Raw genomic sequence first — 26,597 nt, 5'->3', positions numbered from 1 at the left:
GATCAGCCGAGGGTGACCGGGCCGAGGCCCGGCAGCAGCGGCGGGATGGTGATCGGCGGCAGCAGACGGTCCTGCTCCGACGACGACTCCGACGAGCTGCCCGACCCGCTGTCGGAGGTGGTCGACCCACCACCGTTCAGCAGCGGCAACCCGCCGTCCTGCTGCGAGGACCCCGAGGTGGTCGGGGCCTGCGAGGTCGAGGTCGCCGGACCGGAGGTCGGCGACGGCGACGGCGTGCCGGTCGCGGTCTCCGACGGCGTCACCGGCGCGGACTGCTCGACGGCCTGCGCCGAGGACGGCCCGCCCGCGGTGCGGCACTCGCCGGGCACCGGGCCGAGGTCGTCGACGGTGCCGCCGCTGTCCGCGGCGCAGCCGGTGCCGGCCCGCAGCGCCTCGGCCCGGGAGAGCACCCGGTCCAGCAGGCGGATCGCCTCCGAGGTCTCCCCGCGGCTCTCGGCGGGCAGATCGGACTGCAGACGGGTGATGCGCCCGGACTGGGCGGCCGCCCAGGTCCGCAGCTCGGCCAGGCGGGAGGTGTCCGCGCCGTCGGTCCCGGCGCCGGTGAGCATCAGCCTGCTGCCGGTGCTGGTGGCCCGGTCGAAGTCACCCATCGCGGACGCGACCGCGTCCGGCGACGGCGGTGTGGACCGCGCGACCAGGCTCTCCAGCTCGTCGACCCGGGAGCGGGCCAGGTCGAGCTGGCGGGCGGCCTCGGCCTGCTGCCCGACGGTGAACACCCCGCCGACGCTCTCGCTGGCGCGCTTCATGCCGTACATCGCGTCGCCGGGCAGGGCGTCGCGGCTGGCGGTCGAGGTCACGCCGGCGATCACCGCGAGCGCGGCGAACCCGCCGACGACGACGCCGAAGCGCTTGCGCACGCTCGGACGGCGGCGGTCCAGCATCCGGGCGCCGGCCTGCGCCGGGCGGGCGGAGTCGTCGCGGCCGGGGCCGGCCTCGGCGTCGCGGGCCGGTCCGGCCGGGGCACCCACCTGCTCCGGATGGTCCGGGTGGTCCGACGGCAGCACGTGGCGGCCGCGGCGCGGACGGCTGCTGCGTCCGGTCGGGTCGTCCGCGGCCGGGGCGTGCTCGCCGGCGGCGCGGCGGTTGGACACCGCGTCCCAGTCGAGGTCGTCGGCGATCGGAGGGCCGATCGGCGCGGTGAGGTCGGCCTGGTCGACGCGGTCGAACCGGTCGCCGAACGGGGACCCGCCGGACTGCTGTCCGACGCCCTCCTGGGCCAGCACCTCGAACAGCCGCGCCCGCATCCGGGCCGAGGAGTGCGGATCGGGCGAGAGATCACGCCGCGAACGGTCCAGCGCGGCGGCCAGCGCGATCTCGTGCGCCAGCTCCTCCGATGCAGGGGCACCCGCCGGCGCACGGTCGAAACCGTCGTCGCCGGGGTACCCGTCGTCCCATGCCCTGGGCATGCCGTCCGTCCTCACTGCAGTCTCGCGCTGCTCGTCGGCGCGTGTGGCGCCGTCAGTGCACGCCGGTCTGTACAACGACCGACTGCGGACGAGGTTACGGCCTTCAAACCGTTCACCGCATCGAGTAGTGCGTTCGGCGCAGTGATCGACACACCCTCTCGCGTTCCGGCTGATCCGGCGGCAGACCCGCTCACCGCAGACCGTCCGGGAGGAGCTGCGCCAGACGACGCACCGCGCGGTGCTGCAGCGCCTTGACCGCACCCTCGTTGCGGTCCATCAGCTCGGCGGTCTCGGCGACCGACAGGCCCTTGAGGAACCGGTACTGGATGCATTCGCGCTGGTCGGAGTTGAGCTTGGCGATCGAGGCCAGCAGCTCGTCGTTGGTGGCCATGTCGAGCACCTGCTGCTCGGGACCACCGGTGCTGGGCGACAGCTCGACGATCTCCGAGGTCGTCTGCTCCAGCCGGAACCGGCTGGACTTGACGTAGTCGAAGATCAGGTTTCGGGCGATGGTGACGAACCAGGCCCCGATGTCACGGCCCTGGTAGCTGACCGAGGAGATCCGGCGCAGTGCCCGGACGAAGGTCTCCTGTGTCACGTCCTCGGCGAAGGACCGGTCGCCCATCCGGAACAGCACGTACCGGTAGACCACGTCGTGGTAGCGCTCGTAGAGCTCGCCGAACGCGGCCGCGTCGCCGGCCTGGCAGGCCTCGACCAGGGCCCAGGAGCTGTTCGCGTCCTCGACGGCGCGGGCGGCCTCGTCGGCCGGGTCGGCCTCCGGGCGCTGCAGCTCCTGCGAGATCTGCGGTGCCTGTCGTGGCATCGGCATGTCCTGCTCGGTACGGCCGGGCGGACCCGACCGGGTGGTCCGGCCGTCCGGGCGGTGTAGGGCGGGGCCTGCGGGGTACGTGGGGGGAGCGTCGACCAGGGGAGCGGACGCGATCGGCCCCGTCGGCTGGGACGGTGCAGAGGTCGCTGAAGTCACGGACACCTCCCCGTCCGGCTGGGGGCGGACGGTGTCGGGTCTGTCCTGGCCGGGTTCGGGGGCCCGGTTCGGACGGACGGTCTCGGGGATGGTCTCGGAGCGCTGCTGTCGGAGCAGGCGGTGCGGTCGCATCGGCCGGGTCATGGATCCCGGGGGGTCGGACGGGGTACGGCTCGGCGGGCGACCCGGCCGGCGGGGACCGCCGGCGCGTCCCGCGCGGCGCGGCGCGGTGTGCGCCGTGGCGCGCTGGCGTCGAGCTGCATGCCACTCCCTCGGGTGAGTCGCGCGACGAACCGGCGGTTCACGCGTTGAACTTCATGTAGCGGCGGAGCATAGACGTCTGTCGAGTGGCGCAACGCACTCGCCGCCTCTCGTCGCGTGCCGTTCCGGCGAGCGGCCCGATACGCGCGGTGGACGAACCGTGCGCGAAGCGTGTCCGAATCGACACGTGGCGTACACAGCGGTGAGCGGTCCCTCGGGACACGACGGTCGTGGCCGGGTTTGGAACACTGACGGCGACGCGTGCCGATGAGCCGACCCCGCCCCGGCGGGTCCGAGGATGGAGACCGCCGTGCCGAGTTCCGACCCCGTGCCGGGCCACCGTCCCGACCGGCCCACCCACCTCGCCGACCTGGTGGCGCGCAACGCCTCCGAGCGTCCGGGCCACGACGCCGTCCGTGACCTGTCCGGCGCGGCGCCGCTCACGCTGACCTGGTCGGCGTTCGACGCCGCGGTCTCCGCCGAGGCCGCCCGGCTGCGTGCGGCGGGCGTCCGCCACGGCGACCGGGTCGCGATCGGGCTGCCCGACGGCGCCGGCTACTGCGTGGCCCTGTTCGGCGCGCTGCGGGCCGACGCGGTCGTCGTACCGTTCGGCGCGGGCTCGGTGACCCGCGAGCTCGAGGTCGTGCTCGACCAGGCCCGGCCGGTCGCGGTCGTCGCCCGGCCCGACGACGCCGTCGCGGCCGGCTGCGCCGAGGGCGTCGGCGCGACGCTGCTGGGCCCGCCGGACCTGGCCGCCCCGGTCCCGGACGCCCCGGTCGGCCGGGCTCCCGCCGACCCCGAGCGCATCGCGCTGGTCGTGTTCACCTCCGGCACCACCGGGCGCCCGCGCGGGGTACAGCTGTCGCACCGCGCGCTGCTGGCCAACCGCGAGCAGGCGGGTGCGCTCCGCCCGGCGCCGGTGAACGGCGTCGACCGGGTCCTGCTGGCGCTGCCCCTGTTCCACGTCTACGGCCTCGCCGCCGGGCTGCTGCAGGTCTGCTGGACCGGCGCGACCGTCGTGCTGCCCGGCCGGTTCTCCCCGGACCGGCTGGTCGAGACGGTCGTCGAGGAGCGGGTCAGCGTCGTCGCCGGGGTGCCGTCGATGTTCCGGATGCTGCTCGACCTCGGCCCGGAGCGGCTGCGCGCCGCGATGGCCGGGGTACGGCTGTGCACCTCCGGCGGGGCGCCGCTGCCCGCGGGCTGGCTCGCGGACTTCCGCGCGGCGAGCGGGCTGGACCTGCACGAGGGTTACGGCCTCACCGAGGGCGGGCCCGTCGTCACCAGCAACGACCTGGGCCGGCCGGCCAAGCCCGGCTCGGTCGGGCAGGTGCTGCCCGGCGTCGAGCTGCGCCTGGTCGATGCCGACGGGCAGGCGATGGAGCGCAGGCCCGCGCCGGAGCCCGAGCCGCGCGGTGCGGACCCGCTGGACGACTTGGACTACGACGACGGCTCCGACCCGTCCGACGACACCGGACTGATCGCGGTGCGCGGGCCGAACCTGTTCTCCGGCTACTGGCCCGACGGCTCCGGCGGCCCGGGCGAGGACGGCTGGTTCGTCACCGCCGACGTCGGCTACCTCGACACCGACGGCGACCTGCACCTCGTCGACCGGTCCTCGGACCTGGTCATCGTCAACGGCTTCAACGTCTACCCGCGCGAGGTGGAGCAGGTCGTCGCCGAGCTGGACGCGGTGGCCGAGGTCGCCGTCGTCGGGGTGCCCGACGACCGGACCGGCGCCGCGGTCAAGGCCGTGATCGTGCCGGTCGCGGGCGCCGAGCTCACCGAGGAGACGGTCGCCGCGCACTGCGCGGCCCGGCTCGCCCGGTTCAAGCGGCCCGCGGTCGTCGCCTTCGCCGACGAGCTGCCCCGCACCCCGACGGGCAAGATCGCCCGAAGGACACTGGCGAGGATGTGAGATGCGCGTACGACTGCTGACCCGGGTGGGCTGCCACCTGTGCGACGACGCCGCCGAGGTGCTGGCCCGGGTGTGCGCCGAGACCGGCACCGGCTGGGACACCGTCGACGTCGACTCCGACGACGAGCTGCGCGCCGAGTACGGCGACCAGGTGCCGGTGGTGCTGCTCGACGGTCGTGAGCACGACTCGTTCCGGGTGGACGAGGAGCGCCTGCGCGCGGACCTGGCCCGGCCGTGAGCCCGGACCCCGACGGTCCGGTCGCGGCCTCGGACGGTCCGGCCGGCGGGGCCCCGGACGCGGTCCGCCCGCCGGTCCGCACCGCACCGGCTGCCCGCACCGCCCTGGCCGGGCTCGCCGCGGCCGCCCTGGGCGTCGGTGCGGGGCAGGCGCTCGCGCTGCTGGTCGCCCCGGCCGCCGGGCCGGTGAACGCCGTCGCCGAGCAGGTCGTGGCGCTCACCCCGCCCGCGCTGGCCGGCGCGGCGACCGTCGGGGCCGGGATCGGCAGCCGTCACACCGTCGTCGCCGGGGTGCTGGTGGTCCTGGCCCTGGCCGCGGCCGGGCTCGGCGCGCTGTCGCGCCGCTCGCCGTGGCCGGGGGCGTGGGGGCTCGCGGCGCTCGGGCTGCTGGGTGTCGTCGCCGCGGCGACGGCGTCGGGCGCCGGTCAGCTCGACATGGTGCCGGCGGGTGCCGCGGCCGTCGTCGCGGTGACGGTCTTCCGGAGGCTGCACGCGCTGGCGGCCCGGATCCCCGCCCCGACCGCGGACGGGACGCTGCCCGACGGGCGGCCCGTCCGGTCGTCGCTGACCCGGCGGCGGTTCCTGCGCACCACCGCGCTGGCGGGGGCGGGCGGGGTCGTGCTGGGCACCGGGGCCGCGGTCGCCGCGCCCCTGCTGCCCTCGGGCCGGATCGGGCCCGAACGCGACGCGCTCACCGCCCGGATCCGGACGCTCGCCGCGCAGGGCCGCATCGCGCCCGCCCCGGCGCTGCCCGCCGGAGCGCAGGTGCCGGGCGCGGCCGCGTTCACCACCGCCGTCGACGACTTCTACCGGATCGACACCGCGCTGCGGGTCCCGTCGGTCGACCCGGCGTCGTGGAGCCTGCGGGTGCACGGGCGGGTCGGGCGCGAGCTCACCCTCACCCTCGACGACCTGCTGGCCCGCCCGCTCGTCGAACGCTGGGTGACGATGGCGTGCGTCTCCAACGACGTCGGCGGGGACCTCGTGTCCACCACCCGGTTCACCGGGGTGGAGCTCGCGCCGCTGCTCGCGGCCGCCGCGCCCGACCCGGCGACGGACCAGGCGCTGTCCACCTCCACCGACGGCTGGACGGCGGGCAGCCCGTCGTCGCTGCTGCTCGACCCCGCCCGCGGTGCGCTGCTCGCGGTCGCGATGGCCGGACCGGACGGCCCGGTCGCGCTGCCGCCCGAGCACGGCTTCCCGGTGCGGATCGTCGTCCCCGGGCTCTACGGCTACGTCTCGGCCACCAAGTGGGTCACCGACATCGAGTTCACCACCTTCGCCGCCCGCGCCGACTACTGGCGCGACCGCGGGTGGGCGCCGCCCGGGCCGATGGAGACCGCCGCGCGGATCGAGTCGCCCGCCTCGTACGCGAGCGTGCCCGCCGGCCGGGTCGTGGTCACCGGCTCCGCCTGGGCGGTGCCCCGGGGGATCCGCCGGGTCGAGGTCGGGGTGCAGGACGGGGGCGCGGCCGGGTCCTGGGTCACCGCGGAGCTCGCGCCGGTCCCGTCCGGCGGGGCCACCTGGCGGCAGTGGCGCGCCGAGCTGGACCTGCCGCCGGGCGGGTACACCCTGGTGTGCCGCGCCACCGACGGCGACGGCGTCGTCCAGACCGCCGAGCGCCGCTCCCCGCTGCCGGGCGCGGCGACCGGCCGGCCGACCCGCACCGTCACGGTGACCTGAACGGCGGTCACCTGAGAAGCGGTGACCCGAGGGACCGTGACCTGGGCCTCGTCGCGCCGTCCCGGGCGGAGAGGTGCGTCACGGGTGGTCGCACGGTATGCGTGACGGTGGTGTCGTGGAGAACGACGTGGCACTCGTCGCACGATGAGCGGTTCCTGCCCGTCGATCACCGGTAGTTCCAGGTCAGGGGCCCGGGCCGAGCACGGAGAGGACCAAGATCGCAACTTTGTGCGTGCCTTCACAAGCGGCTACCGTGGGTTCCCGTCGCCGGACCCGGTGGCACGGTGCCTCCGCGGCGCCGGGAACGCCGGGCCTCGTCCGTCCGCAGCCCGACCGGCCCGTCCGGCCGGTGAGCGGGCGTGCCACGAGCGCGCCGGTGACCGGCACCTGCACACCCCCGACCGGAGCACGCCCGGTTTCGATGACCGACCGCCCGCGGATCAAGCCCCCGCGAGCAGGAGCGGGCACCGGGACCCGGCCGCCCGCGACCGACGCCCGAGGAGGACGGCCCGTGACCCTGCCGCCCGAGTCCGGTGCCGCCGCGCCCGACGGCAACGGCGAGCGCCCCGCGCGCCCGGTGCCGGAGGCCACCGTGTCCCGGCTCGCGGTGTACCTGCGGGTGCTCGGCGAGCTGCGCGAGGCCGGCGTCGAGACGGTGTCGTCCGAGGAGCTCGCCGGTGCCTCCGGGGTCAACTCGGCCAAGCTCCGCAAGGACCTGTCCTACCTGGGTTCCTACGGGGTGCGCGGCGTCGGCTACGACGTCACCTCGCTGCAGGGACGGCTGCAGGGCGAGCTGGGCATGGACCACCGGCAGTCGGTCGCGCTGGTCGGCGTCGGCAACCTGGGCCACGCCCTGGCCGGCTACACCGGCTTCGCCGGCCGCGGCTTCCCGGTCAGCACCCTGTTCGACGTCGACGACGACCTCGTCGGCAGCGAGATCAACGGCATCCGGGTGCGGCACGTGCGCGAGATCCCCGAGGTGTGCGCCGGTGGCGGCGTCACCATCGGGATGATCGCGACGCCGGGCCCGGCGGCCCAGAAGGTCTGCGACCTGCTCGTGGCGGCCGGTGTGCAGTCCATCCTCAACTTCGCTCCGGTGCTGCTGACGGTCCCGGACGACGTCGAGGTCCGCAAGGTGGACCTGTCGGTCGAACTGCAGGTCCTCGCGTTCCACGTGGCGCGACGGCACACCGGTGCCGCCGCGGTGACGGACAAGACGAACGAATCGGTGGTGTCGTAGAGCCATGAGCGTCCTCGTGGTCGGCCTGTCGCACCGCAGCGCGCCGGTCGAGGTGCTGGAGCGCCTCGCGGTCGCTCCGGGTGACGTGTCCAAGCTTCTCGAGGAGATGCTCGACCGCACGCACGTCGAGGAGGCGGTCGTCCTCTCCACGTGCAACCGGATCGAGATCTGCGCGGTCGTGGACGCGTTCCACGGCGGCCTCGGCGACGTCACCGACGTCCTCGGCACCCACGCCGGGTTCCCCATCGGCGAGCTGTCCGAGCACCTGTTCGTGCACTATGCGGGCTCCGCGGTCCAGCACCTGTTCGCGCTGGCGGCGGGCCTGGACTCGATGGTGGTCGGCGAGTCGCAGATCCTCGGCCAGCTGCGCGGCGCCTACGCGGCCGCGGACGCCGCGGGCGCCGTCGGCAAGGTCCTGCACGAGCTGGTGCAGCAGGCTCTGCGCGTCGGCAAGCGGGTGCACGCCGGGACCGGCATCGACGAGGCGGGCGCCTCGGTGGTGTCCGAGGCACTGCGCGACGCCGACCGTGAGCTCGGCGGCGTCGGCCTGGGCGGCACCCGCGCCGTGATCGTCGGCGCCGGGGCGATGGGCGCGCTGGCCGCCGCGCACCTGCGTCGTGCCGGGGCGGGCGAGATCGTCGTGCTGAACCGCTCGGCCGAGCGCGGCGAGCGGCTCGTGGAGAAGGTCCTCGAGCACGCCGAGCAGGGCACCACCGCGCGCTACGCGCCGATGGACTCCCTGGCCGACGAGCTGCGCGACGCCGACCTGATGCTGGCCTGTACCGGCGCCATCGGGCACGTCGTCGACGTGGCCCCGGTCGCCGAGGCGCTGACCGGTCGCACCTCACCCCTGGTCGTGTGCGACCTGGGCCTGCCGCGTGACGTCGACCCGGCCGTCGGTGAGCTGGCCGGCGTGCGCATGGTCGACCTCATCACCCTGCAGCGTCGGCTGCTCGACACCGCCGACGGCGGCTCCGTCGCCGCGGCCCAGACGATGGTCGACGCCGAGGCCCAGCAGTACCTGGCCGGGCAGCGCTCGGCCGAGGTCACGCCGACGGTCACCGCCCTGCGCCGGCGCGCCTCGGAGGTCGTCGACGCCGAGCTGCTGCGCCTGGACTCCCGGCTGCCCGATCTGGACGGCCACGTCCGCGAGGAGCTCTCGAGGACCGTCCGCCGCGTCGTCGACAAGCTGCTGCACACGCCCACGGTCCAGGTGAAGCGCCTGGCCGAGGGCCCGGACGGGGACAGCTACGCCGCGGCGCTGCGCACCCTGTTCGAGCTCGACCCGCAGGCCGCCGCCGCGGTCGCCGCCCCGGTCCGGGGCTCCGACGCGAGCGTCGACGGCGGCGACGTGACCGCAGCCCTGAACGCCCCGCTCGGCCCCACGCCGTCGATCGGGTCCCGTCCCCCGGAGCAGATCCCGTGAGCGTCCTGAAGATCGGCACGCGGCCGTCGAAGCTGGCGGTCGCGCAGTCCACGACCGTCGCCGACCGGCTGACCGCCGCCGGGCACCCGAGCGAGCTCGTCACCATCTCGACCAGCGGCGACCGGTCGTCGGCGCCGATCCCGCAGATCGGGGTGGGGGTGTTCGTCTCGCAGCTGCGCGACGCGCTGTACGCGGGCGAGATCGACGTCGCGGTGCACTCGTACAAGGACCTCCCGAGCGCACAGCCCGACGGGCTGACGATCGCGGCGATCCCGGAGCGCGAGGACGTCCGCGACGCGCTGGTCACCGGCGGTGCGGTGCTCGGCGAGCTGGGCCGTGGTGCCCGGGTCGGCACCGGGTCCCCGCGCCGGACGGTGCAGCTGCACGCGCTCGGTCAGGGCCTGGAGGTGCTGCCGATCCGCGGGAACGTGGACACCCGGATCGGGAAGGTCCGCTCCGGCGAGCTGGACGCCGTGGTGATCGCGGCGGCCGGGCTGCGCCGGCTGGGCCGGGTCGACGAGGCGGACGAGCTGATCGACCCGCTGCAGATGCTGCCCGCCCCCGCCCAGGGTGCGCTGGCGATCGAGTGCCGCACCGCCGACACCGATCTGGTGTCGGTGCTGGCCGCGGTGCTGGACGACAGCGGCGTGCGCTTCGCCGTCACCGCCGAGCGTGCGGTGCTGGCGGGCCTGGAGGCCGAGTGCACGACCCCCGTCGGGGCGCTCGCCGAGGTCGTCTCCGACCTCGACGACGACGGCCGCGCGGTCGACCGGCTGTCGCTGCGCGGCGCGCTGGGGATCGGGGACATCGCGGGGGGCGACGTGGTGCGCGCCTCCGCCACCGGAGACATGGACGACGCAGAGAAGATCGGGGCCGCGGTCGCCCTCGAACTTCTCGACCTGGGAGCCGAGGACCTGCCCCCCGCAGGTCCCGGTGGTCCCGCCAACCGCTGATTCGGGAGTTTCTTCAATGACAGGACCTGCCAACCCCTCGGGGCGGATCGCCTTCGTGGGCAGCGGACCGGGGGACCCGGCGCTGCTCACCGTGCGCGCCCGGGACGTGCTCGCCGGCTCGCCGCTGGTCATCACCGACCCGGACGTGCCCGAGGGCATCCTCGCCCTGGCCGCCGACGGCGCCGAGGTGCGCCCGGCCGTCGGCCAGCCCGCCGACATCGCGAGCGACCTGCTCACCGAGGCGGGCCAGGGCCGCTCGGTGGCCCGGCTGGTCTCCGGTGACCCCCTGACCAACGACGCCGTCGTCGCCGAGGCGATGGCCGTGTCCGCCTCGGGCACGCCGTTCGACGTCGTCCCCGGCGTCCCGTCCTCGACCGCGGTCCCGGCCTACGCCGGTGTCGCGCTCGGGTCGGCGCACGTCGAGGCCGACGTCCGCGCGGGCGTCGACTGGGCCGCGCTGGCCGCGAGCCCGGGCCCGGTCGTGCTGCACGCGACGAGCGCGCTGCTCGGTGATGTCGCCGCCGGTCTGAGCGCCCAGGGCGTCCCGGACGAGACGCCGGTCGCGATCACCGCGGGCGGCACCACCTCCACCCAGCGGACCATCTCGTCGTCGGTCGGGCGGATCGCCGCCGACGGCGGCGACCTCGAGGGCGCGCTCGTCCTGACCGTCGGCGAGGCCGCCGGTCGTCGCGGCGAGCTGTCCTGGTGGGAGTCGCGCGCGCTCTACGGCTGGCGGGTCCTGGTGCCGCGCACCAAGGACCAGGCCGGCGTGATGAGCGAGCGGCTGCGGATGCACGGCGCCATCCCGGAGGAGGTGCCGACGATCGCCGTCGAGCCGCCCCGGTCGCCCGCGCAGATGGAGCGCTCGGTCAAGGGTCTCGTCGACGGCCGCTACCAGTGGGTCGTGTTCACCTCGACCAACGCGGTCAAGGCCGTCTGGGAGAAGTTCGGTGAGTTCGGCCTCGACGCCCGCGCCTTCTCCGGTGTGAAGATCGCCTGCGTCGGCCGCTCGACCGCGGAGAAGGTCCGCGAGTTCGGTATCGAGCCCGAGCTCGTCCCGGACATCGACGAGTCCCAGTCCTCGACGTCCGAGGGCCTGCTGGACATCTTCCCGCCGCACGACGACGTGCTCGACCCGGTCGACCGGGTGCTGCTCCCGCGCGCCGACATCGCCACCGAGACGCTGTCGGCCGGGCTGCAGGAGCGCGGCTGGGAGGTCGACGACGTGACGGCGTACCGGACCGTCCGGGCCGCCCCGCCGCCCGCGCCGATCCGTGAGGCGATCAAGACCGGCGGCTTCGACGCGGTGTGCTTCACCTCGTCGTCGACGGTGCGGAACCTGGTCGGCATCGCCGGCAAGCCGCACGCCCGGACCCTGGTCGCCTGCATCGGTCCGGCCACCGCGGAGACCGCGCGCGAGTTCGGCCTGCGGGTCGACGTGCAGCCGGAGGAGGCCCGCGTCCCGACCCTGGTCGACGCGCTGGCCAGCCACACCGCGAAGCTGCGCGCCGAGGGCAACCTGCCGCCGCCGAAGAAGGTGAAGGCGCGCCGCCGCTGAGCTGCTCCCGTCGGGCCCCGTACCGCCTCCCGAGGTGGTGCGGGGCCGACGTGTGTCCGGGGCGGTCGTAGCCTGGTCCGCATGGGTTTCCCGGCGCAGCGTCCCCGACGGTTGCGGACCACCCCCGCGATGCGGCGGCTGGTCTCCGAGACCGAGGTCCGTCCGCGGCAGCTGGTGCTGCCGATGTTCGTCCGTGAGGGCGCGACGGAACCGGTCCCGATCGGGTCGATGCCGGGGGTCGTCCAGCACACCCGCGACTCGCTGCGCAAGGCGGTCGCGGAGGCGGCGGCCGCGGGCGTCGGCGGTGTGATGCTGTTCGGGGTCCCCGAGCACCACGACGCGACCGGCTCCGGCGCCGTCGACCCGGACGGGATCCTCAACGTCGGCCTGCGCGACGTGCGCTCCGAGGTCGGCGACGACCTGGTCGTCATGTCCGACCTGTGCCTCGACGAATTCACCGACCACGGGCACTGCGGCGTGCTGGACGCCGACGGCGGCGTCGACAACGACGCGACGCTGGAGATCTACGCCCGGATGGGCGTGGAGCAGGCCCGTGCGGGCGCCCACCTCGTCGGCCCCAGCGGGATGATGGACGGCCAGGTCGGTGTCATCCGCACCGCGCTCGACGAGGCCGGGTTCACCGACACCGGCATCCTCGCCTACACCGCCAAGTACGCCTCGGCGTTCTACGGCCCGTTCCGTGAGGCGGTGAACTCGCAGCTCAGGGGCGACCGCAAGACCTACCAGCAGGACGGCGGCAACGCCCGCGAGGCGCTGCGCGAGCTGGCACTCGACCTCGACGAGGGCGCCGACATGGTGATGGTGAAGCCCGCCCTGGCCTACCTGGACATCCTGGCCCGGGTGGCCGACGTCGCCGACGTGCCCGTCGCGGCGTACCAGATCTCCGGTGAGTACGCGATGGTCGAGGCCGCCGTCGCCCGGGGCTGGCTCGAGCGTGAGCGGACCATCATGGAGACGCTGACCTCGATCCGCCGCGCCGGTGCGGACGTGATCCTGACCTACTGGGCCACCGAGGCCGCGACCTGGCTCGACCGGGGCTGACCCCGCCCACCTGGGGCGCGTCGCCGGTCGGACCCGACCGGCGCTGCTCGGCTCGGCCGCCCGGCGCCATTCGTGCCGACCGGCCGGCGACCCCCGGGGCCATCTGTCCGTGAATTCGCTTACCGGGTAAGCGACTTCGCCGCACTCCCTGTGGAGACCTCGACGAGACCCGGGCCCGACGCCGCGTCCGGGTTCCGGTTCCGGAGGAACGGCATCGCAGGGCCCCGGCGGCCGGCCGGTGGTGCCGGATCCCGCCGGGCGGTGCCGGGCGGTCGCTCGGTGAGGGGTGAATCGCGGCGCCGGGTACCGCCGAACGTGGCAAACCGGACACCGGCACGGCTACCGTGGACATCGTGAGCAGCAACCCGGGACAGCACGACGCCCCGCAGTACTACCGGCCCGGGCCGTCGACGGGGCGCTACCCGCAGTACCCGCAGAACCCGTACCCCCACGGCTGGCACGGCGGCGCCACACCGCCGCCGGCCCCGCAGCAGGCACCCGCCGCGCCCGCGCCGCAGCCGGGCACCACCGCGCAGCCGGGCGCCGCGCCGCAGCCGGGGCCCGGGCAGCAGGCCGGGCAGGGCCCGCAGTGGAACACCGCGTCGGGCTGGGGGCCGCCCCCGGCGGGGCTCGGCAGCGGGCCGCAGGGACGTCCGGCCCGGCCGCGTCAGGTGGTCACCGCGCTGGTCGCACTGGTCGCGGCGGCGCTGCCGTTCGTCGTCATGGGCATCGGCGCGATGTTCGCGACGATCAACGACGCGGTCCTCAACGACACCGGGCTCCCGCGTGCCGACATCGACGCCGCGCTGGCCCAGACCGGTCTGACGATGGATCAGCTCACCCAGTTCGTGCGGGTGATGGGCGGGGTCTTCCTCGTCCTGGCGCTGGTGTGGATCGCGCTGGCCGTCGTCGCGTTCCTCGGGGCCGGTGGCGCCCGGATCGCGCTGGCCGTGCTGGCCGGCGTCTACGGGATCCCGCTCCTGCTGCTCATGGCGCCGACGATCCCGCTGTTCGCGGTACTCGTCGTGGCGCTGTCCGTCGCCGGGGTCGCGCTGCTGTTCGGGCGCCCGGCGAAGGAGTGGTACGCCACCCGCAAGCTCGGGGCCGCGAGCCGGTCCTGACACCGGCTGCGAGACTGGGGATGTGAGCACCGGAAGCGCAGGGACCGCCGTGAGCAACCCGGAACCCGAGGAGTCCGCCCGCCTCTTCGAGCGGGCGACCGAGCTGATCCCCGGCGGGGTGAACTCCCCGGTACGGGCGTTCAACTCGGTCGGCGGCACCCCGCGGTTCATGGTCTCGGGTGAGGGCTGCCGCCTCACCGACGCCGACGGCGCCACCTACGTCGACCTCGTCTCCTCCTGGGGGCCGATGATCCTGGGGCACGCGCACCCGGCCGTCGTCGAGGCGGTGCGGTCCGCGGCGTCGCAGGGGCTGTCGTTCGGCACCCCGACCCCGGGCGAGATCGACCTCGCGGCCGAGATCGTCGACCGGACCCCGGTCGAGCAGGTCCGTCTGGTCAATTCGGGCACCGAGGCGACGATGAGCGCCATCCGGCTCGCCCGCGGCATCACCGGCCGCACGGTGATCGTGAAGTTCTCCGGCTGCTACCACGGCCACGTCGACGCGCTGCTCGCCGACGCCGGCTCCGGGATCGCCACCCTCGGCCTGCCGACCAGCCCGGGCGTCACCGGCGCCCAGGCCGCCGACACCGTGGTGCTGCCCTACAACGACCTCGACGCCGTCCGCCAGGTCTTCGAGCAGCGCGGCGCCGACATCGCCTGCGTGATCACCGAGGCCGCCGCGGGCAACATGGGCGTGGTACCGCCGGTCGAGGGCTTCAACGCCGGGCTGCGCGACCTGTGCCACGCGCACGGCGCGCTGCTGGTGATCGACGAGGTGATGACCGGGTTCCGCGCGTCGCGGCAGGGCTGGTTCGGCTGCGACGGCGTCGCGGGCGACCTCTACACCTTCGGCAAGGTCATGTCCGGCGGGCTGCCCGCGGCCGCGTTCGGCGGGTCGGCGCAGCACATGTCGTACCTGGCCCCGGCCGGGCCGGTCTACCAGGCGGGCACGCTGGCCGGGAACCCGGTCGCCGTCGCCGCCGGGCTCACCACGCTGCGCCACGCCGACGACGCCGCCTACGCCACCCTGCAGTCCCACGCCGACCGGATCGGCGCGCTGGTCACCGCCGCGCTGGACCGGGAGGGCGTCGCCCACACGATCCAGTACGCGGGCACCATGTTCTCCCCGTTCTTCACCGCCGACCCGGTCACCGACTACGCAGGTGCGAAGGCCGCCGAGACCTGGCGCTACCCGGCGTTCTTCCACGCGATGCTCGACCACGGCGTCTACCTGCCCCCGAGCGCCTTCGAGGGCTGGTTCGTCTCCACCGCGCTGGACGACGAGGCGTTCGAGCGGATCGAGATCGGCCTGGCCGCCGCCGCGCGGGCCGCGGCCGCCGCCACCCGTCCGGACGGGGCCTGAGCATGGGCGACCGGACCAGCCCGCCCGCATCGGGACCGGTGACCGTGGTGCACGTGCTGCGCCACGGCGAGGTGCACAACCCCGAGGGCGTCCTCTACGGCCGCATCCCCGGCTACCACCTGTCCGACCACGGCCGGGCCCAGGCCAAGACCGTCGCCGCGTACCTCGACGGCAACGACGTCGCCGCCGTCGTCGCGTCGCCGCTGCAGCGCGCCCAGGAGACCGCCCGCCCGATCGCGGACGCCCACGGCGTCGACATCCACACCGAGGAGGGCCTGATCGAGTCCGGCAACCTCTTCGAGGGCAAGCGGTTCGGAGTCGGCGACGGCGCGCTCAAGCGCCCGCAGGTGTGGCGGCTGCTGCGCGACCCGTTCACCCCGTCCTGGGGCGAGCCGTACCTCGCGATCGCGCACCGGATGCTCGGCGCCGTGCACGCCGCGCGGGCGCTCGCACCCGGCCGCGAGGTCGTGTGCGTGTCCCACCAGCTGCCGATCTGGACGCTGCGCCGCTACCTGACGGGCCGGCAGCTCTGGCACGACCCGCGCCGCCGCCAGTGCGCGCTCGCCTCGCTGACCAGCATCGAGTTCACCGGCACCCGGATGACCGGGCTGCGCTACGCGGAGCCGGCCGGCCCGAGCGGCGCGATGGTGACCGGGGCATGAGACGTCTGCTGCCCGCCCTGCTCGGGCTGCTGCTGCTCGTCGCCGGGTGCGGCGTCGGCCGCGACGCCGCGGGCGGGGGACCCGGCCAGGACTTCCAGTTCGTCGCCCCGGGCGGCCAGGTGCGCATCACCTACGACCCGCCGGAGAGCCGTCAGCCGATCACCGACCTGCGCGGCGAGAGCCTGCTGCGCGAGGGCACCCAGGTCGGCATCGGCGACTTCCCCGACACGGTGCGGGTCATCAACATCTGGGGCTCCTGGTGCGGCCCGTGCCGGACCGAGGCCCCCGAGCTGCAGGCCGTGGCCGAGGCGGCCCGGGGCAAGGCCGTCGTCCTCGGGATCGACGTCCGCGACGACCGGCAGGCCGCCCTGGACTTCGTGACCGACCGCGGCATCACCTACGACTCGATCTACGACGCGCCCGGCCGCACCCTGGCCCGGCTCGACGGCTACCCGCGCAACGTCGTGCCCTCGACGATCGTGCTCGACCGCGACGCCCGGGTGGCCGCGGTGTTCCTGGTCCCGGTCGGGAGCTCGGACCTGCTGCCGCTCATCACCCGGCTCGCCGCCGAGCCGAGGTCCGGTTCGTCCGCTGACCCCGGGTGACCGCGCGGGCGCGCCCCGCCCGGTGAACTACACGCTGTAGAACCCGCCGCGCGGCACCGCGAGCAGGGCTTCTACCCTGGGATGCGATGGACGCGACGACGACGCTGGCGATCTCGGGGCCGCTGCTGCTCGCAGTGCTGGTCTCGGTCGCCGCGGGGCTGGTGAGCTTCGCGTCGCCGTGCGTCGTCCCGCTGGTCCCCGGCTACCTGGCCTACCTCGCCGGGCTCGTCGGCGCGCAGTCCCCGCCGGTCACCCCGGCCGAGGCCACCGAGCGCGCCGCCGCCCGCCGGGGCGGGACCGCGACCGCGCCCGCGGACGGTGTGCAGGACGGCGTCGCGGGGGCCGCCGCCGTGACCGCCGCGCCGGCCCGGGACGACGGCCGCTGGCGGGTCGCCGGGGCCGCACTGCTGTTCGTCGGCGGGTTCACCGTCGTGTTCGGCGCGATCATGGTCGGCGTCGTGTGGCTGTCCGACGTCCTCATCGACAACGAGGCGCTGCTGCAGCGCATCGGCGGCGTCGTGATGATCGTGATGGGGCTGGCGTTCGCCGGTGCCATCCCCGCGCTGCAGCGCGAGTACCGCTCGCACTGGACGCCGCGGGCCGGTCTCGTGGGCGCCCCGCTGCTGGGCGCGGTCTTCGGCCTGGGCTGGGTGCCCTGCATCGGGCCGACGCTGGCCGGGGTGGTGGCCGTCGCCGCCGGTACCGGGGGCGGCTCGGTGCGCGGGATCGTGCTGATCCTGGCCTACTGCGCCGGGCTCGGTATCCCGTTCGTGCTGATCGCGCTGGGCGCGACCCGGGCGGTCCGCGCGCTGGGCTGGCTGCGCCGCCACACCCGGGCGGTGCAGATCGCCGGGGGAGTGCTGCTGGTACTCGTCGGGGCGCTGCTGGTGTCCGGTCTGTGGTCCCAGTGGCTGGTCAAGCTGCAGGTCTCGATCGCCGGATTCACCCCGCCGATCTGATGAGCTCCCCGCCCGACGCCCCGCCGCAGCCGTCCGTGTCGACACCGGACGGCGTGCCCCCGTCGTCGCCGCGGCCCGGGCCGCTCGCCCGCGCGCTGGCGTTCCTGCGCAACACCTGGCGCGGGCTGACCAGCATGCGCACCGCGCTGGTCCTGCTGTTCCTCCTCGCGCTGGCCGCGATGCCCGGGGCCCTGCTGCCGCAGCGGTCGCTGAACGCGTTCCTCGTCGAGGACTTCTACCGCGACAACCCCGCCGTCGCGCCGGTGATCGACGCGGTCGGCGGGTTCGAGGTGTTCGCGAGCCCGTGGTTCGCCGCCATCTACCTGCTGCTGATGATCTCGCTGGTCGGCTGCGTGCTCCCGCGCACCGGCGAGTACCTGCGCTCGATCCGCCAGCCCCCGGTCATGACCCCGCGCAACCTGGCACGGCTGCCGCACCACGCCGAGGGCGACACGACCGCGGGCGTCGACGACGAGCTGGCCAGGGCGCGGCGGCTGCTGCGCGGCTGGCGCACCGTGGAGCGCACCGAGGACGACGGCTCCCGCACGATCTCGGCGGAGAAGGGGTTCCTGCGCGAGACCGGCAACCTCGTCTTCCACCTCAGCCTGATCGGCATCCTGCTCGGCCTGGCCGGCGGCAAGATGTACGGCTACGAGGGCGACGTCATCGTCCGCGCCGACGGCAGCGAGTTCTGCAACAGCTCCATCCTCGGCTACGACAGCTTCCGCGCCGGGCTGCGCGTCGACGGCACCGACCTCAACAACTTCTGCGTGAAGGTCGACCGGTTCGACGGCACCTGGCTGCCGAACGGCCAGCCGTCGACCTTCGGCGCCTCGGTCGGGTTCCAGACCGGGCAGGACGTCCGCGACGGCGTCAGCACCTGGCGCCCCGACGAGATCGCTGTCAACCACCCGCTGCGCACCGACGGCGACCGGGTCTACCTGACCGGCTACGGCTACGCACCGGAGTTCACGGTGACCTGGCCGGACGGGCAGAGCCGCACCGGTGAGGTGCAGTGGCGCCCGGTCGACCAGTCCGGCACCCAGCTGTCGGAGGGGGCGACGAAGTTCGAGCGCCCCGGCATCACCGACCCGGAGCAGCGGCGCACCACGCAGCTCGCCGTCACCGGGACGTTCGCACCGACCGGCGCGGTCGACCCCGAGGGCACGCTGGTGTCGGTGCACCCGGACCTGCGCTCGCCGACCGCCGACGTCGACGTGCTCCTCGGTGACCTCGGCATCGACGACGGCCGAGGCCAGTCGATCTTCAGCGTCGACCAGAGCAAGATCGACGACGGCGAGCTGCGCTCCGTCGCGACGGCGCGGCTCGGGATCGGCGACACCACACGGCTGCCGGACGGCACGGTCGTCCGGTTCGACGGTGTGACCCCGTGGGTGAACCTGCAGGTGGGCCACGACCCCGGCCAGTCCTGGGTGCTGGCAGCGGCGGTGCTGATGGTCGGCGGCCTCGCGCTGTCGTTGTCGGTCACGCGTCGCCGGTTCTGGGTGCGGGTGTCCCCGCGCGACGGCGGGGGCGGTCACATCGCCCTCGGTGGTCTGGCCCGGACCGACCGGGCAGGCTACGGCGAGGAGTTCGACCGGCTCGCGACCGAGCTGCTCGACCCGACGGACAAGAAGGACGGTTAACCCGAGATGCTCGTCGACCCGACCACCGCGATGTGGAGCGACCGCCTGTTCCAGGCGACGCTCGTCGTGCTGCTGCTGGCGCTGGTGTTCGCGTCGCTGGAGTACGCGGCCCGGCGCGTCGCGCGGGCCGCCGCCCGGCACGAGGAGCCCGCCCCGGTGGGGGCCGGGTCCACGGCGGTCGCGGCGCCCGAGGAGCCCCCGTCCGACGACGGCCGCCGCTCCCGTGCCGACCGCTACGGCCGGATCGGCATCTCGCTGATGGTGCTGGCGGCCCTGACCCACCTCGGGTCGATCGTGCTGCGCGGCTTCGCCGCCTACCGGTGGCCGCTGGGCAACATGTACGAGTTCACCTCGGCGCTGTGTCTGATGGCCGTCGGGGCGTGGCTGGTGCTCGTGCGCCGGCACCCGGGTCTGCGCCCGGCCGGGGTGTTCGTGCTGACGCCGGTCGTGCTGCTCATGTTCGTCACCGGCACCGTGCTCTACCTCGACGCGGCGCCCGTCGTCCCGGCCCTGCAGTCGTACTGGATCATCATCCACGTCACGACGATCACGCTGGCGTCGGGCCTGCTGCTCGTGCCCGGTGTGGCGAGCCTCCTGTTCCTGGTCAAGCGGAACGGGAAGCCGGCGTCGTGGGCCGCGAAGCTGCCGTCGGCGGAGTCGCTCGACCGGCTGGCGTACCGCGTGACGGTGCTCGCGTTCCCGCTCTACACCTTCGGCATTATCACCGGAGCGGTGTGGGCCGAGGCGGCCTGGGGCCGGTTCTGGGGCTGGGACCCGAAGGAGACCGTGGCCTTCGTCGCGTGGGTGCTCTACGCCGCCTACCTGCACGCCCGGGCCACCGCGGGGTGGAAGAACTCCGGTGCCGCGGCCTGGATCAACACGGCCGGCTTCGCCACGATCGTGTTCAACCTGTTCTTCATCAACATGGTGGTGGCCGGACTGCACTCGTACGCGGGGGTGTGAGGCGCCTCGACCACCGGGTTCCGCGCGGCTACCGTCGTTTCCCGTGAGTGAGAACGGTTCCGGCGAGCAGCCCGACGGGTCGGTGGGCCGCTACGTGCGGGAGCGCTGGGCCACGACGGAGTCCCCCGGCCGGTCCTTCGGACGGCGCAGGCGGTCCGGCGGTGACGACGCTGCGGAGCCGGTTCCGGAGGCCGGCGCCACGCCGCCGCGGACCCCGTCGGCCGCCGAACGCGCCGCGTCGGCGCCCGCCCCGGGCCGCGCGGCCATCGGGACGCAGACCCCGCCGGCGGGCTCGGCGTGGGGCAGCGAGCTGCCCGAGATCGACGACGACCTGGTCGACGAGATCGACCCGTCCACCCCGCCGCACGGGATGGACCTGTCCGCCCTGCGCGAGCCCCCGCGCCCGGCCTCCTCCGGCACCGCGACCGTCGCCGACCCCGACGACGAGCCCACCCCGGCCTCCGCGGGCGACCCCCGGCACCGCCGCGACGACGCGGCCCCGGACCCGGCCGTGCAGGACCACGGCCCCGACGACACCGGTCTCTACCGCGCCGCGGGTGCCGACCCCGAGCCGTGGTGGGCCGTGCCCGCCTCCGCGGTGCCCGACGACGACCCCGACGCGGACCTCATCTGGCGCGCCGCGGGCCGCGCGGCCGACGACACCGGCGACCGCGACACGACCCCCGGGTACTCCCCGGCCGGCGACGCGGCCCCCGGGTACTCCCCGGACGGTGACGCCCCGGCCCCCGGGCACCCGCCGGACGGCGGCGCCGTGGGCCTGGACCTCCCGGACCGCGCCACGGCCTGCGGCGACGACTCCCCGGGGCGCACCGCGACCGCCGGGTACGACGACGCGCCCGTGTCCGCCGATCCGCCGCACTCCGACCCCGCCGCTCCGGCGCCCACGGATCCTGCGGGGCCGGTGCACGCGGGTCACGGCGGTCGCGCGGTGCGGGACGGGTACCCGTCCTCCGCCGATCCGGCCCCGGAACCGTCGCCGGGCGAGGGCTCCGGGTACACGGGACCGGCACGGCCCGCCGAGGCCGCACGGCACCCGGCGGCCGCGCGGGAGGACGGGACCGCCGTCGCCGGGCCCTCCGCACCCGGCAGTGGCCCCGGCCGGGGGGCCCGGACCGGCACCCCCCGGACGGAGCGCTCCCGCGACGACCGTTCCCGCGACGACCGGCGCCCCCGCCAGGGGGACCGTCCCTGGCGCGCGGCCTGGGACGACGAGTCCGCGGAGACCGGGCCCCAGCGCACCCTCACCCCGCCGCGCGGCCGCCCGCAGACGGGGGTGAAGCGGCCCCGCTGGACGGCCCCCGAGGCGATCGAGGCCCGGGCCGCTCAGCACCGCCGCGGCGACGAGCCGCACGGCGGGCTGGACCTCGCGCCCTCGCGCACGGGGCACGGCAGCGCGGGCCGTCCGCCGGCGAGCGGGTGGCGTCGCTGGGTCTACGTGCTCACCGGTGGCCTGGTGAACCCGGGGGAGAGCCCCGCGGAGCTGCGCCGGCGCGACCTCGTGGCCCGCGCGAACCGGCCGCTGATCAGCTCGCACAAGATCGCGATGCTGAGCCTCAAGGGCGGGGTCGGGAAGACGACGGTCACCGCGACCCTCGGGGCCACGTTCGCGTCGCACCGTGGCGACCGGGTCGTGGCCGTCGACGCCAACCCCGACCGCGGCACGCTGAGCCAGAAGATCCCGCTGGAGACCACCGCGACCGTCCGCCACCTGCTGCGCGACGCCGACCGGGTCCGCCGCTACAGCGACGTCCGCGCCTACACCTCGCAGGGCGTGTCCCGGCTCGAGGTGCTCGCCAGCGAGCAGGACCCGGCGGTGTCGGAGGCGTTCAGCGAGGACGACTACCGGCGCGCGGTCGACCTGCTGGAGCACTTCTACAACCTGGTCCTGACCGACTGCGGTACCGGCCTGATGCACTCCGCGATGTACGGCGTGCTGGGGATGGCCGACCAGATCGTCGTCGTGTCGTCGGGCTCGATCGACGGCGCCCGCAGCGCCTCGGCCACCCTGGACTGGCTCGACGCCCACGGCTACGGGGCGCTGGTCCGCAACGCGGTCGTCGTCATCAACACCGTCTACCGGCGTGCCGGTGGCGGGGTGGACCTCGACCGCGTCGCCGAGCACTTCTCGGGACGGTGCCGGGCAGTGGTCAAGGTGCCGTTCGACCCGCACCTGGAGGAGGGCGCGGAGATCGACCTGGAGCGCCTGGAGGAGACGACCCGGACGGCGTTGCTGGAGCTGGCGGCGGCCGTCGCCGACGGCTTCCCGGTCTGATCCCGGGCCGCGACGGTCCCCGTCGCCGCCCCGGACGTGACCGGAGACACCGAAGGGCGGTCCGCCCGGTGGGTGGACCGCCCTTCGGTCAAGGCGTGTCGGGGAGGTGCCGGCCGGCGCGACCCGCTCAGGAACGCTCGGGCGGGTCCTCCTGGTCACGCACCTTCTCGTCGAGTTCGCGCAGGAAGTCGGGATCGTCGTCGGGGCCGGTCGCGCGCGGCTTCTCGGCCCGCTGGCCCGACGACCAGGGGAACTCCGCGCGTGGGATGCGGTCGGAGACCACCTGTTCGGACCGCAGGGTCCGCACGAGCAGCACCGCGACCACGGCCGCGCCGACGAGAAGGATCAGGAAGAACAACATCAGGCCACCTCCGCTGTCCAGCGTAGCGAAGGTGGCCTGACGTACGGGTGAAGTCGAGACCCTCACCCCATGTGTGCCCTCCGGATCAGCGGAGACCGGTGTTCGCCTCGCTGGTCAGGTCGGCCAGCAGGCCACGGACCTCGGACTCGCGGAACCGACGGTGGCCGCCCGGCGTACGGATCGAGCCGATCCGCCCGGCCGAGGCCCAGCGGGTCACGGTCTTGGGGTCGACGCGGAAGAGCGTGGCCACCTCACCCGGGGTGAGGAGACGCTCGGGTGCCTGAGTCGGAGCTGCCATGGGGATCCTCCCGAAGTGCACGTGGAGTATGTGTCACGGTGCTCGCCGGAGGCATCCGGCCGGGTACCGCTCTCGGTTTCCGGGCCATCGTGACACCTCAGACCCCGGGTACTCGAACGGTGTTGTGTGAGTAAAGGGTTCTTAAAGGGCAAAGCCGGTGAACGCCTCGAACCGGACAGTCGGGGACGTCCGGGGAGGGACCGCCGCCCGGCCGGGTGGTCGCGATCCGGACGTCCGGGACGGGGGCGGGTGGAACCGGGCAGCCGTGATCCGGCCGGTCCGGCCCGTACCCTGGAGGCCATGACGTCTCCGACCCCGCCGCAGGCCGCGGCGCGGGAGCGCGCCGGTGAGCCCGGGCTGGCCACCACGGTGGCGCTCTACACGCTCGCGCGGCTCGGTCTGCTCGCCGTGCTGACGGTCGTGCTCGCGCTGATCGGCGTGCCGTGGCTCGTCGCGCTGCTCGTGGCGCTCGTCGTCGCACTGCCGCTGTCGATGGTGCTGTTCCGCGGGCTGCGGGAGCGGCTGGACCGGGCGATCGCCGCGTCGACGGCCCGCCGGTCGTCCGAGCGGGCGTCGCTGCGGGCCCAGCTGCGCGGCGACGTCGGCCCGCCGCCGTCCCCGGACACGCCCGCCGCGCCCGCGTCCCCGGGCGTCCCCGCCGCGCCCGCGTCCCCGGGCGCCCCCGCCGCGCCGTCCGCGTCGTCGACCGTCGCGTCCCCGCCTGCCGCGGCCGGTGCGGACGGCGCCGAGGTGCCGGCCGGGTCCGACCCGGTCCCGTCGGAGGGCGACGGCCCGACCCGCTGACGGTCCGGGCCCGGCCCGACGTGGGGCGGGGCGGATCGCCCAGGGGCGCGTCGGCGGGAGGTGCGCGGTGACGGGAGCGCTCAGCCGAACGCGAGCCCGACCGCCGCCGCGACGCCCCAGGCCAGCAGGAGCAGGCCGGTGTCCTTGAGGACCGGGATGAGCGCGGGGCCCTGTGCCCCGCCGAGCACGATCCGCACCGGCCGCACGGCGGCGGGCAGCGCGAGCAGCGCCACCAGCAGGCCCGGCCGGTCGAACGCGGCACCGACCGCGACGACGAACGGCACCAGCACCAGCGCGAGGTAGAGCACCCGGGTGCCGTGGTCCCCGAGCCGCACCGCGAGGGTCCGCTTGCCGACGACCCGGTCGCCCGGGATGTCCCGCAGGTTGTTCGCGACCAGCACCGCGCACGTCAGCAGCCCGACACCGGCCGCGGCCCCGACGGCGGCGGCGTCGACGCGCCCGGCCTGGGTCAGCATGGTGCCCAGCACCGCGACCGGGCCGAAGAACACGAACACCGCGACCTCGCCGAGCCCGGCGTAGCCGTAGGGCCGCGAGCCGCCGGTGTAGTACCAGGCGCCGACGATGCACAGCGCCCCGACGAGCAGCAGCCACCACTGGCCGGAGACCGCCGTGAGCACCAGCCCGGCGACGGCGGCGACCCCGAAGCAGGCGAACGCCGCGGCCTTCACCGTGGCCGGTTCGGCGGCCCGGGAGCCGACCAGACGCTGGGGGCCGACACGGTCGTCGTCGGTGCCGCGGATGCCGTCGGAGTAGTCGTTGGCGAAGTTCACCCCGATCACCAGCGCGACCGCCACCAGGAGGGCGAGCAGCGCGGAACCGGGGGCGAGGGCGCCCGCGCCGAGCGCGGCGCCGGTCCCGACGAGGACGGGGGAGATCGCGGTGGGGAGGGTGCGCGGCCGCGCACCCTCGACCCACTCTGCCGTGGTGGCCACCCCGGCAACCTATCCCGCCGCGCCGCCGTGCGACGGAACCGTCCCACGGCACGGCCACACCCCTGCGCCGGTCGGCACACCCGTTGCAACAGGTGTGAGGACCGGCAAAGGGGTGTGGTTGTCCATGCCAGGTCCGGGGACGCACCTGTGCTGCGGTGCGACGGGGCCGGGAGGGCGGTCAGGAGGTGCCGGAGGGGGCGCGCTGGGCGGAGCCGGGGCTCACCCGGGCGGCCTGGCTGTCGCCGTCGGGGGCCTCGGCCGCGGGTGTGGGCGCGGCGGTGGACCCGGGTGAGGGGGTGCCCGCCGTGGCCCCGCCGGCGGTCGGTGTTCCGGCTCCCGGCCCCGTCGCCGCGGACGGCGTCGGGGAGGACGGTGCCGGCGCGGACGGGGCGGCACCGGACGGTGCGGTGGGGGCGGCCGGGACCGGAGCCGGCGAGCTGCCGACCGCGGCGGAGGCGTCGGGCCCCGCGGGAGCCGCGGAGGTGTCGGGCGCCGGGGGAGCCGCGGGAGTGCCGGGCGCCGACGGAGCGGCGGAGGCGTCGGGCGCGGTGGGCGCAGCGGGCGAGGGTGCGGTGGGTGCGGACGGGGCCGCCGCGTCGCAGGCCGGGACGTCGCCCGGCAACCCGGTGAACGCCGTCGCCGGCAGGTACTGGCCGTCGCCGATCCGGACGAACGCGCCGGAGGTGCACTGCACCGGCACCTCGGTGGCGTCGACGGCGATCCCGACCGACTCCGCGCCGGCCTCGGGCCGGGCAAGGATCGGGATGTCCGGGGTGCCCTCGGTGCGGATCGCGGACAGCCGCTGCGACCCGGTCCACAGGTAGTCGACCTGGACCTGCGAGTTGTCCTTCAGGCCGAGGACGTCCCAGAAGATGCCGTCGCCCAGGTCGATGCCCGCCGGGTTGGCGACCCGGCGCCCGAACTGGTCCTTGCCGCCGTTGTGCCCGTTGCGTGCGGCCGCGGCCTGCGGCACGCCCTGGGGCAGGTCCTTCCACATCTCCCGCTGGTTCGACGGGTTCCAGTAGTCGTCCTTGGTGTTCCACGGGCCGATGTCCCAGACCGGGGCGATCGCGCAGCGTCCGTTGGGGGCGCAGACCTTGACCGAGTAGTCGGTCTTGCCGTTGGCCGAGAGCGCCCGGCGCGAGGGCAGCGCGACGAAGCGGTCCCGGTTGACGATCTTGTGGCCGTTCGCGGTGGTGCCGCCGACGAGCCCCTCGCGGGTGGCGAACACCGAGTAGCTGCGCGGAGCGGCCTCGGTGACCGGCTCGCTCTCGGCGCCGGAGCCGGGCGTCGCGGTGAGGGTGAGCTCCCGGACGGTCGGGTCGGCCGCGCCGGTGGCGGTGAGGATCAGGCGTCCCTGCACCTCGGTGACGGCCTCCGGCAGCTCGGTGCGGGAGTCCTGGGCGGGGATCCACTCGGTCCAGCCGCCGCCCGCCCGCTTCCCGCGGACGTCGACCGACGCCGTCGAGCCGGGCGGGGTGTCCGCGAGGAGCCGGGAGTCGATCTCCCGGGTCGGGGTGTCCAGGGTGCGCGGCGCGAGGGTCAGCAGCCCGGTCGGGACCACCTCGGCCGGGTCGGCGGAGGACTCCGTGGCCCCCTCGTCGGCCGGGGCCCCGAAGGCCGTCGACCGGTCGAACCGGGCCCCGTCGGGCGAGACGACGACACCGTTGCCGCTGCCCTCGCTCAGCTCCGGCTGCCACGTCGTGCCCGGCTCGTCGGCCATCGCCGGGACCGTGGCGGCGGCACAGAGCGCGCCGGTCGCGGCGAGCAGACCGATGGCCCGCAGCCCGGCCCGCGTGATGCTGCGCATGGACAACCCCCG

Annotated in this window: 23 protein-coding genes; 17 read left to right on the top strand and 6 right to left on the bottom strand. The window is 75.4% G+C overall.

Going from position 1 to position 26,597, the window contains the following annotated elements:
• Positions 1–2: 2 nt before the first annotated feature.
• Both ATL51_RS13530 and ATL51_RS13525 read right to left on the bottom strand, forming a co-directional pair.
• A complete protein-coding gene (locus ATL51_RS13530; protein ID WP_073576572.1) occupies positions 3–1,427 on the bottom strand; it encodes a DUF5667 domain-containing protein in 1,425 nt (474 codons plus the stop codon).
• A 190-nt stretch (positions 1,428–1,617) separates the two neighbouring features.
• Entirely contained in the window at positions 1,618–2,256 is a 639-nt protein-coding gene (locus ATL51_RS13525; RefSeq protein ID WP_062398051.1) for a sigma-70 family RNA polymerase sigma factor, read from the bottom strand.
• 727 nt (positions 2,257–2,983) lie between these two features.
• Between ATL51_RS13525 and ATL51_RS13520 the strand changes: the two genes are divergently transcribed.
• The 16 genes from ATL51_RS13520 to ATL51_RS29885 all read left to right on the top strand — a co-directional run bounded on the left by ATL51_RS13520 (position 2,984) and on the right by ATL51_RS29885 (position 22,359).
• A complete protein-coding gene (locus ATL51_RS13520) occupies positions 2,984–4,588 on the top strand; it encodes an AMP-binding protein (RefSeq protein WP_301549015.1) in 1,605 nt (534 codons plus the stop codon).
• 1 nt (position 4,589) lies between these two features.
• The gene (locus ATL51_RS13515; protein ID WP_073576570.1) at positions 4,590–4,826 is read left to right on the top strand and encodes a glutaredoxin family protein; all 237 of its coding nucleotides are present in this window, start codon (positions 4,590–4,592) and stop codon (positions 4,824–4,826) included.
• Positions 4,823–6,508 (top strand): molybdopterin-dependent oxidoreductase, encoded by a 1,686-nt coding sequence (locus ATL51_RS13510; RefSeq protein WP_301549014.1) that lies wholly within the window; start codon positions 4,823–4,825, stop codon positions 6,506–6,508. Before ATL51_RS13515 ends, ATL51_RS13510 begins: the two co-directional genes overlap by 4 nt.
• 511 nt (positions 6,509–7,019) lie before the next feature.
• Entirely contained in the window at positions 7,020–7,748 is a 729-nt protein-coding gene (locus ATL51_RS13505) for a redox-sensing transcriptional repressor Rex (RefSeq protein ID WP_062403813.1), read from the top strand.
• A 4-nt stretch (positions 7,749–7,752) separates the two neighbouring features.
• Complete coding sequence (locus tag ATL51_RS13500) at positions 7,753–9,174, top strand: glutamyl-tRNA reductase (protein ID WP_100878779.1); 1,422 nt, start codon at positions 7,753–7,755, stop codon at positions 9,172–9,174.
• Positions 9,171–10,127, top strand: coding sequence for a hydroxymethylbilane synthase (gene hemC, locus ATL51_RS13495; RefSeq protein WP_100878778.1), 957 nt, complete (start codon positions 9,171–9,173; stop codon positions 10,125–10,127). The genes ATL51_RS13500 and hemC overlap by 4 nt, the downstream gene beginning before the upstream one ends.
• Before the next feature lie 16 nt (positions 10,128–10,143).
• Positions 10,144–11,685: a bifunctional uroporphyrinogen-III C-methyltransferase/uroporphyrinogen-III synthase gene (locus ATL51_RS13490; RefSeq protein ID WP_073576567.1), complete on the top strand. Its 1,542-nt coding sequence runs from the start codon at positions 10,144–10,146 to the stop codon at positions 11,683–11,685.
• 81 nt (positions 11,686–11,766) lie between these two features.
• Positions 11,767–12,747, top strand: coding sequence for a porphobilinogen synthase (hemB, locus tag ATL51_RS13485; protein ID WP_073576566.1), 981 nt, complete (start codon positions 11,767–11,769; stop codon positions 12,745–12,747).
• 353 nt (positions 12,748–13,100) lie between these two features.
• Positions 13,101–13,868, top strand: coding sequence for a hypothetical protein (locus ATL51_RS13480; RefSeq protein ID WP_139282885.1), 768 nt, complete (start codon positions 13,101–13,103; stop codon positions 13,866–13,868).
• A 49-nt stretch (positions 13,869–13,917) separates the two neighbouring features.
• Positions 13,918–15,231, top strand: a complete 1,314-nt coding sequence (gene hemL / locus ATL51_RS13475) for a glutamate-1-semialdehyde 2,1-aminomutase (protein WP_100878776.1) — start codon at positions 13,918–13,920, stop codon at positions 15,229–15,231.
• 2 nt (positions 15,232–15,233) lie between these two features.
• The gene (locus tag ATL51_RS13470; RefSeq protein ID WP_073576563.1) at positions 15,234–15,893 is read left to right on the top strand and encodes a histidine phosphatase family protein; all 660 of its coding nucleotides are present in this window, start codon (positions 15,234–15,236) and stop codon (positions 15,891–15,893) included.
• Positions 15,890–16,498 (top strand): TlpA family protein disulfide reductase, encoded by a 609-nt coding sequence (locus ATL51_RS13465; protein WP_073576562.1) that lies wholly within the window; start codon positions 15,890–15,892, stop codon positions 16,496–16,498. The genes ATL51_RS13470 and ATL51_RS13465 overlap by 4 nt, the downstream gene beginning before the upstream one ends.
• Positions 16,499–16,584: 86 nt before the next feature.
• On the top strand, positions 16,585–17,457 hold the full coding sequence (locus tag ATL51_RS13460; RefSeq protein ID WP_100878775.1) for a cytochrome c biogenesis CcdA family protein: 873 nt from the start codon (positions 16,585–16,587) through the stop codon (positions 17,455–17,457).
• Entirely contained in the window at positions 17,457–19,103 is a 1,647-nt protein-coding gene (gene resB, locus ATL51_RS13455) for a cytochrome c biogenesis protein ResB (protein ID WP_100878774.1), read from the top strand. The genes ATL51_RS13460 and resB overlap by 1 nt, the downstream gene beginning before the upstream one ends.
• A 6-nt stretch (positions 19,104–19,109) precedes the next feature.
• Positions 19,110–20,066: a c-type cytochrome biogenesis protein CcsB gene (gene ccsB, locus ATL51_RS13450; RefSeq protein WP_100878773.1), complete on the top strand. Its 957-nt coding sequence runs from the start codon at positions 19,110–19,112 to the stop codon at positions 20,064–20,066.
• Between the two features lie 43 nt (positions 20,067–20,109).
• Complete coding sequence (locus tag ATL51_RS29885) at positions 20,110–22,359, top strand: MinD/ParA family ATP-binding protein (protein ID WP_392567370.1); 2,250 nt, start codon at positions 20,110–20,112, stop codon at positions 22,357–22,359.
• Positions 22,360–22,486: 127 nt separating this feature from the next.
• Here ATL51_RS29885 and ATL51_RS13440 read toward each other — a convergent pair whose 3' ends face one another.
• Positions 22,487–22,720 carry a hypothetical protein gene (locus ATL51_RS13440; protein ID WP_073576558.1) on the bottom strand — a complete coding sequence of 78 codons (234 nt, stop codon included), beginning with the start codon at positions 22,718–22,720 and terminating at the stop codon, positions 22,487–22,489.
• An 85-nt stretch (positions 22,721–22,805) separates the two neighbouring features.
• A complete protein-coding gene (locus ATL51_RS13435) occupies positions 22,806–23,018 on the bottom strand; it encodes a BldC family transcriptional regulator (RefSeq protein WP_073576557.1) in 213 nt (70 codons plus the stop codon).
• A gap of 300 nt (positions 23,019–23,318) precedes the next feature.
• Here ATL51_RS13435 and ATL51_RS28205 point away from each other — a divergent pair, with 300 nt between their 5' ends.
• Positions 23,319–23,822, top strand: coding sequence for a DUF4229 domain-containing protein (locus tag ATL51_RS28205; RefSeq protein ID WP_157818352.1), 504 nt, complete (start codon positions 23,319–23,321; stop codon positions 23,820–23,822).
• 80 nt (positions 23,823–23,902) lie between these two features.
• On the opposite strand, the gene ATL51_RS13425 is transcribed toward ATL51_RS28205, so the two are convergent.
• Together ATL51_RS13425 and ATL51_RS13420 are read right to left on the bottom strand one after the other, a co-directional pair.
• Positions 23,903–24,775: a 1,4-dihydroxy-2-naphthoate polyprenyltransferase gene (locus tag ATL51_RS13425; protein WP_100878772.1), complete on the bottom strand. Its 873-nt coding sequence runs from the start codon at positions 24,773–24,775 to the stop codon at positions 23,903–23,905.
• 178 nt (positions 24,776–24,953) lie between these two features.
• Positions 24,954–26,585, bottom strand: a complete 1,632-nt coding sequence (locus tag ATL51_RS13420; RefSeq protein ID WP_100878771.1) for a hypothetical protein — start codon at positions 26,583–26,585, stop codon at positions 24,954–24,956.
• Between the last annotated feature and the right edge of the window lie 12 nt (positions 26,586–26,597).

Origin of the sequence: Pseudonocardia alni, assembly GCF_002813375.1 — a bacterium.
GTDB classification, from domain to species: Bacteria; Actinomycetota; Actinomycetes; order Mycobacteriales; family Pseudonocardiaceae; genus Pseudonocardia; species Pseudonocardia alni.
Note: the sequence above shows the minus strand (reverse complement) of the source record. Positions and strands in the feature narration are given on the sequence as shown.

Coding starts and splice junctions, on each gene's coding strand:
- ATL51_RS13530 (WP_073576572.1), bottom strand. CDS start 1,427: ATGCCCAGGGCATGGGACGACGGGTACCCCGGCGACGACGGTTTCGAC.
- ATL51_RS13525 (WP_062398051.1), bottom strand. CDS start 2,256: ATGCCGATGCCACGACAGGCACCGCAGATCTCGCAGGAGCTGCAGCGC.
- ATL51_RS13515 (WP_073576570.1), top strand. CDS start 4,590: ATGCGCGTACGACTGCTGACCCGGGTGGGCTGCCACCTGTGCGACGAC.
- ATL51_RS13500 (WP_100878779.1), top strand. CDS start 7,753: ATGAGCGTCCTCGTGGTCGGCCTGTCGCACCGCAGCGCGCCGGTCGAG.
- ATL51_RS13490 (WP_073576567.1), top strand. CDS start 10,144: ATGACAGGACCTGCCAACCCCTCGGGGCGGATCGCCTTCGTGGGCAGC.
- hemB (WP_073576566.1), top strand. CDS start 11,767: ATGGGTTTCCCGGCGCAGCGTCCCCGACGGTTGCGGACCACCCCCGCG.
- ATL51_RS13470 (WP_073576563.1), top strand. CDS start 15,234: ATGGGCGACCGGACCAGCCCGCCCGCATCGGGACCGGTGACCGTGGTG.
- ATL51_RS13465 (WP_073576562.1), top strand. CDS start 15,890: ATGAGACGTCTGCTGCCCGCCCTGCTCGGGCTGCTGCTGCTCGTCGCC.
- ATL51_RS13460 (WP_100878775.1), top strand. CDS start 16,585: ATGGACGCGACGACGACGCTGGCGATCTCGGGGCCGCTGCTGCTCGCA.
- resB (WP_100878774.1), top strand. CDS start 17,457: ATGAGCTCCCCGCCCGACGCCCCGCCGCAGCCGTCCGTGTCGACACCG.
- ccsB (WP_100878773.1), top strand. CDS start 19,110: ATGCTCGTCGACCCGACCACCGCGATGTGGAGCGACCGCCTGTTCCAG.
- ATL51_RS13440 (WP_073576558.1), bottom strand. CDS start 22,720: ATGTTGTTCTTCCTGATCCTTCTCGTCGGCGCGGCCGTGGTCGCGGTG.
- ATL51_RS13435 (WP_073576557.1), bottom strand. CDS start 23,018: ATGGCAGCTCCGACTCAGGCACCCGAGCGTCTCCTCACCCCGGGTGAG.
- ATL51_RS28205 (WP_157818352.1), top strand. CDS start 23,319: ATGACGTCTCCGACCCCGCCGCAGGCCGCGGCGCGGGAGCGCGCCGGT.
- ATL51_RS13420 (WP_100878771.1), bottom strand. CDS start 26,585: ATGCGCAGCATCACGCGGGCCGGGCTGCGGGCCATCGGTCTGCTCGCC.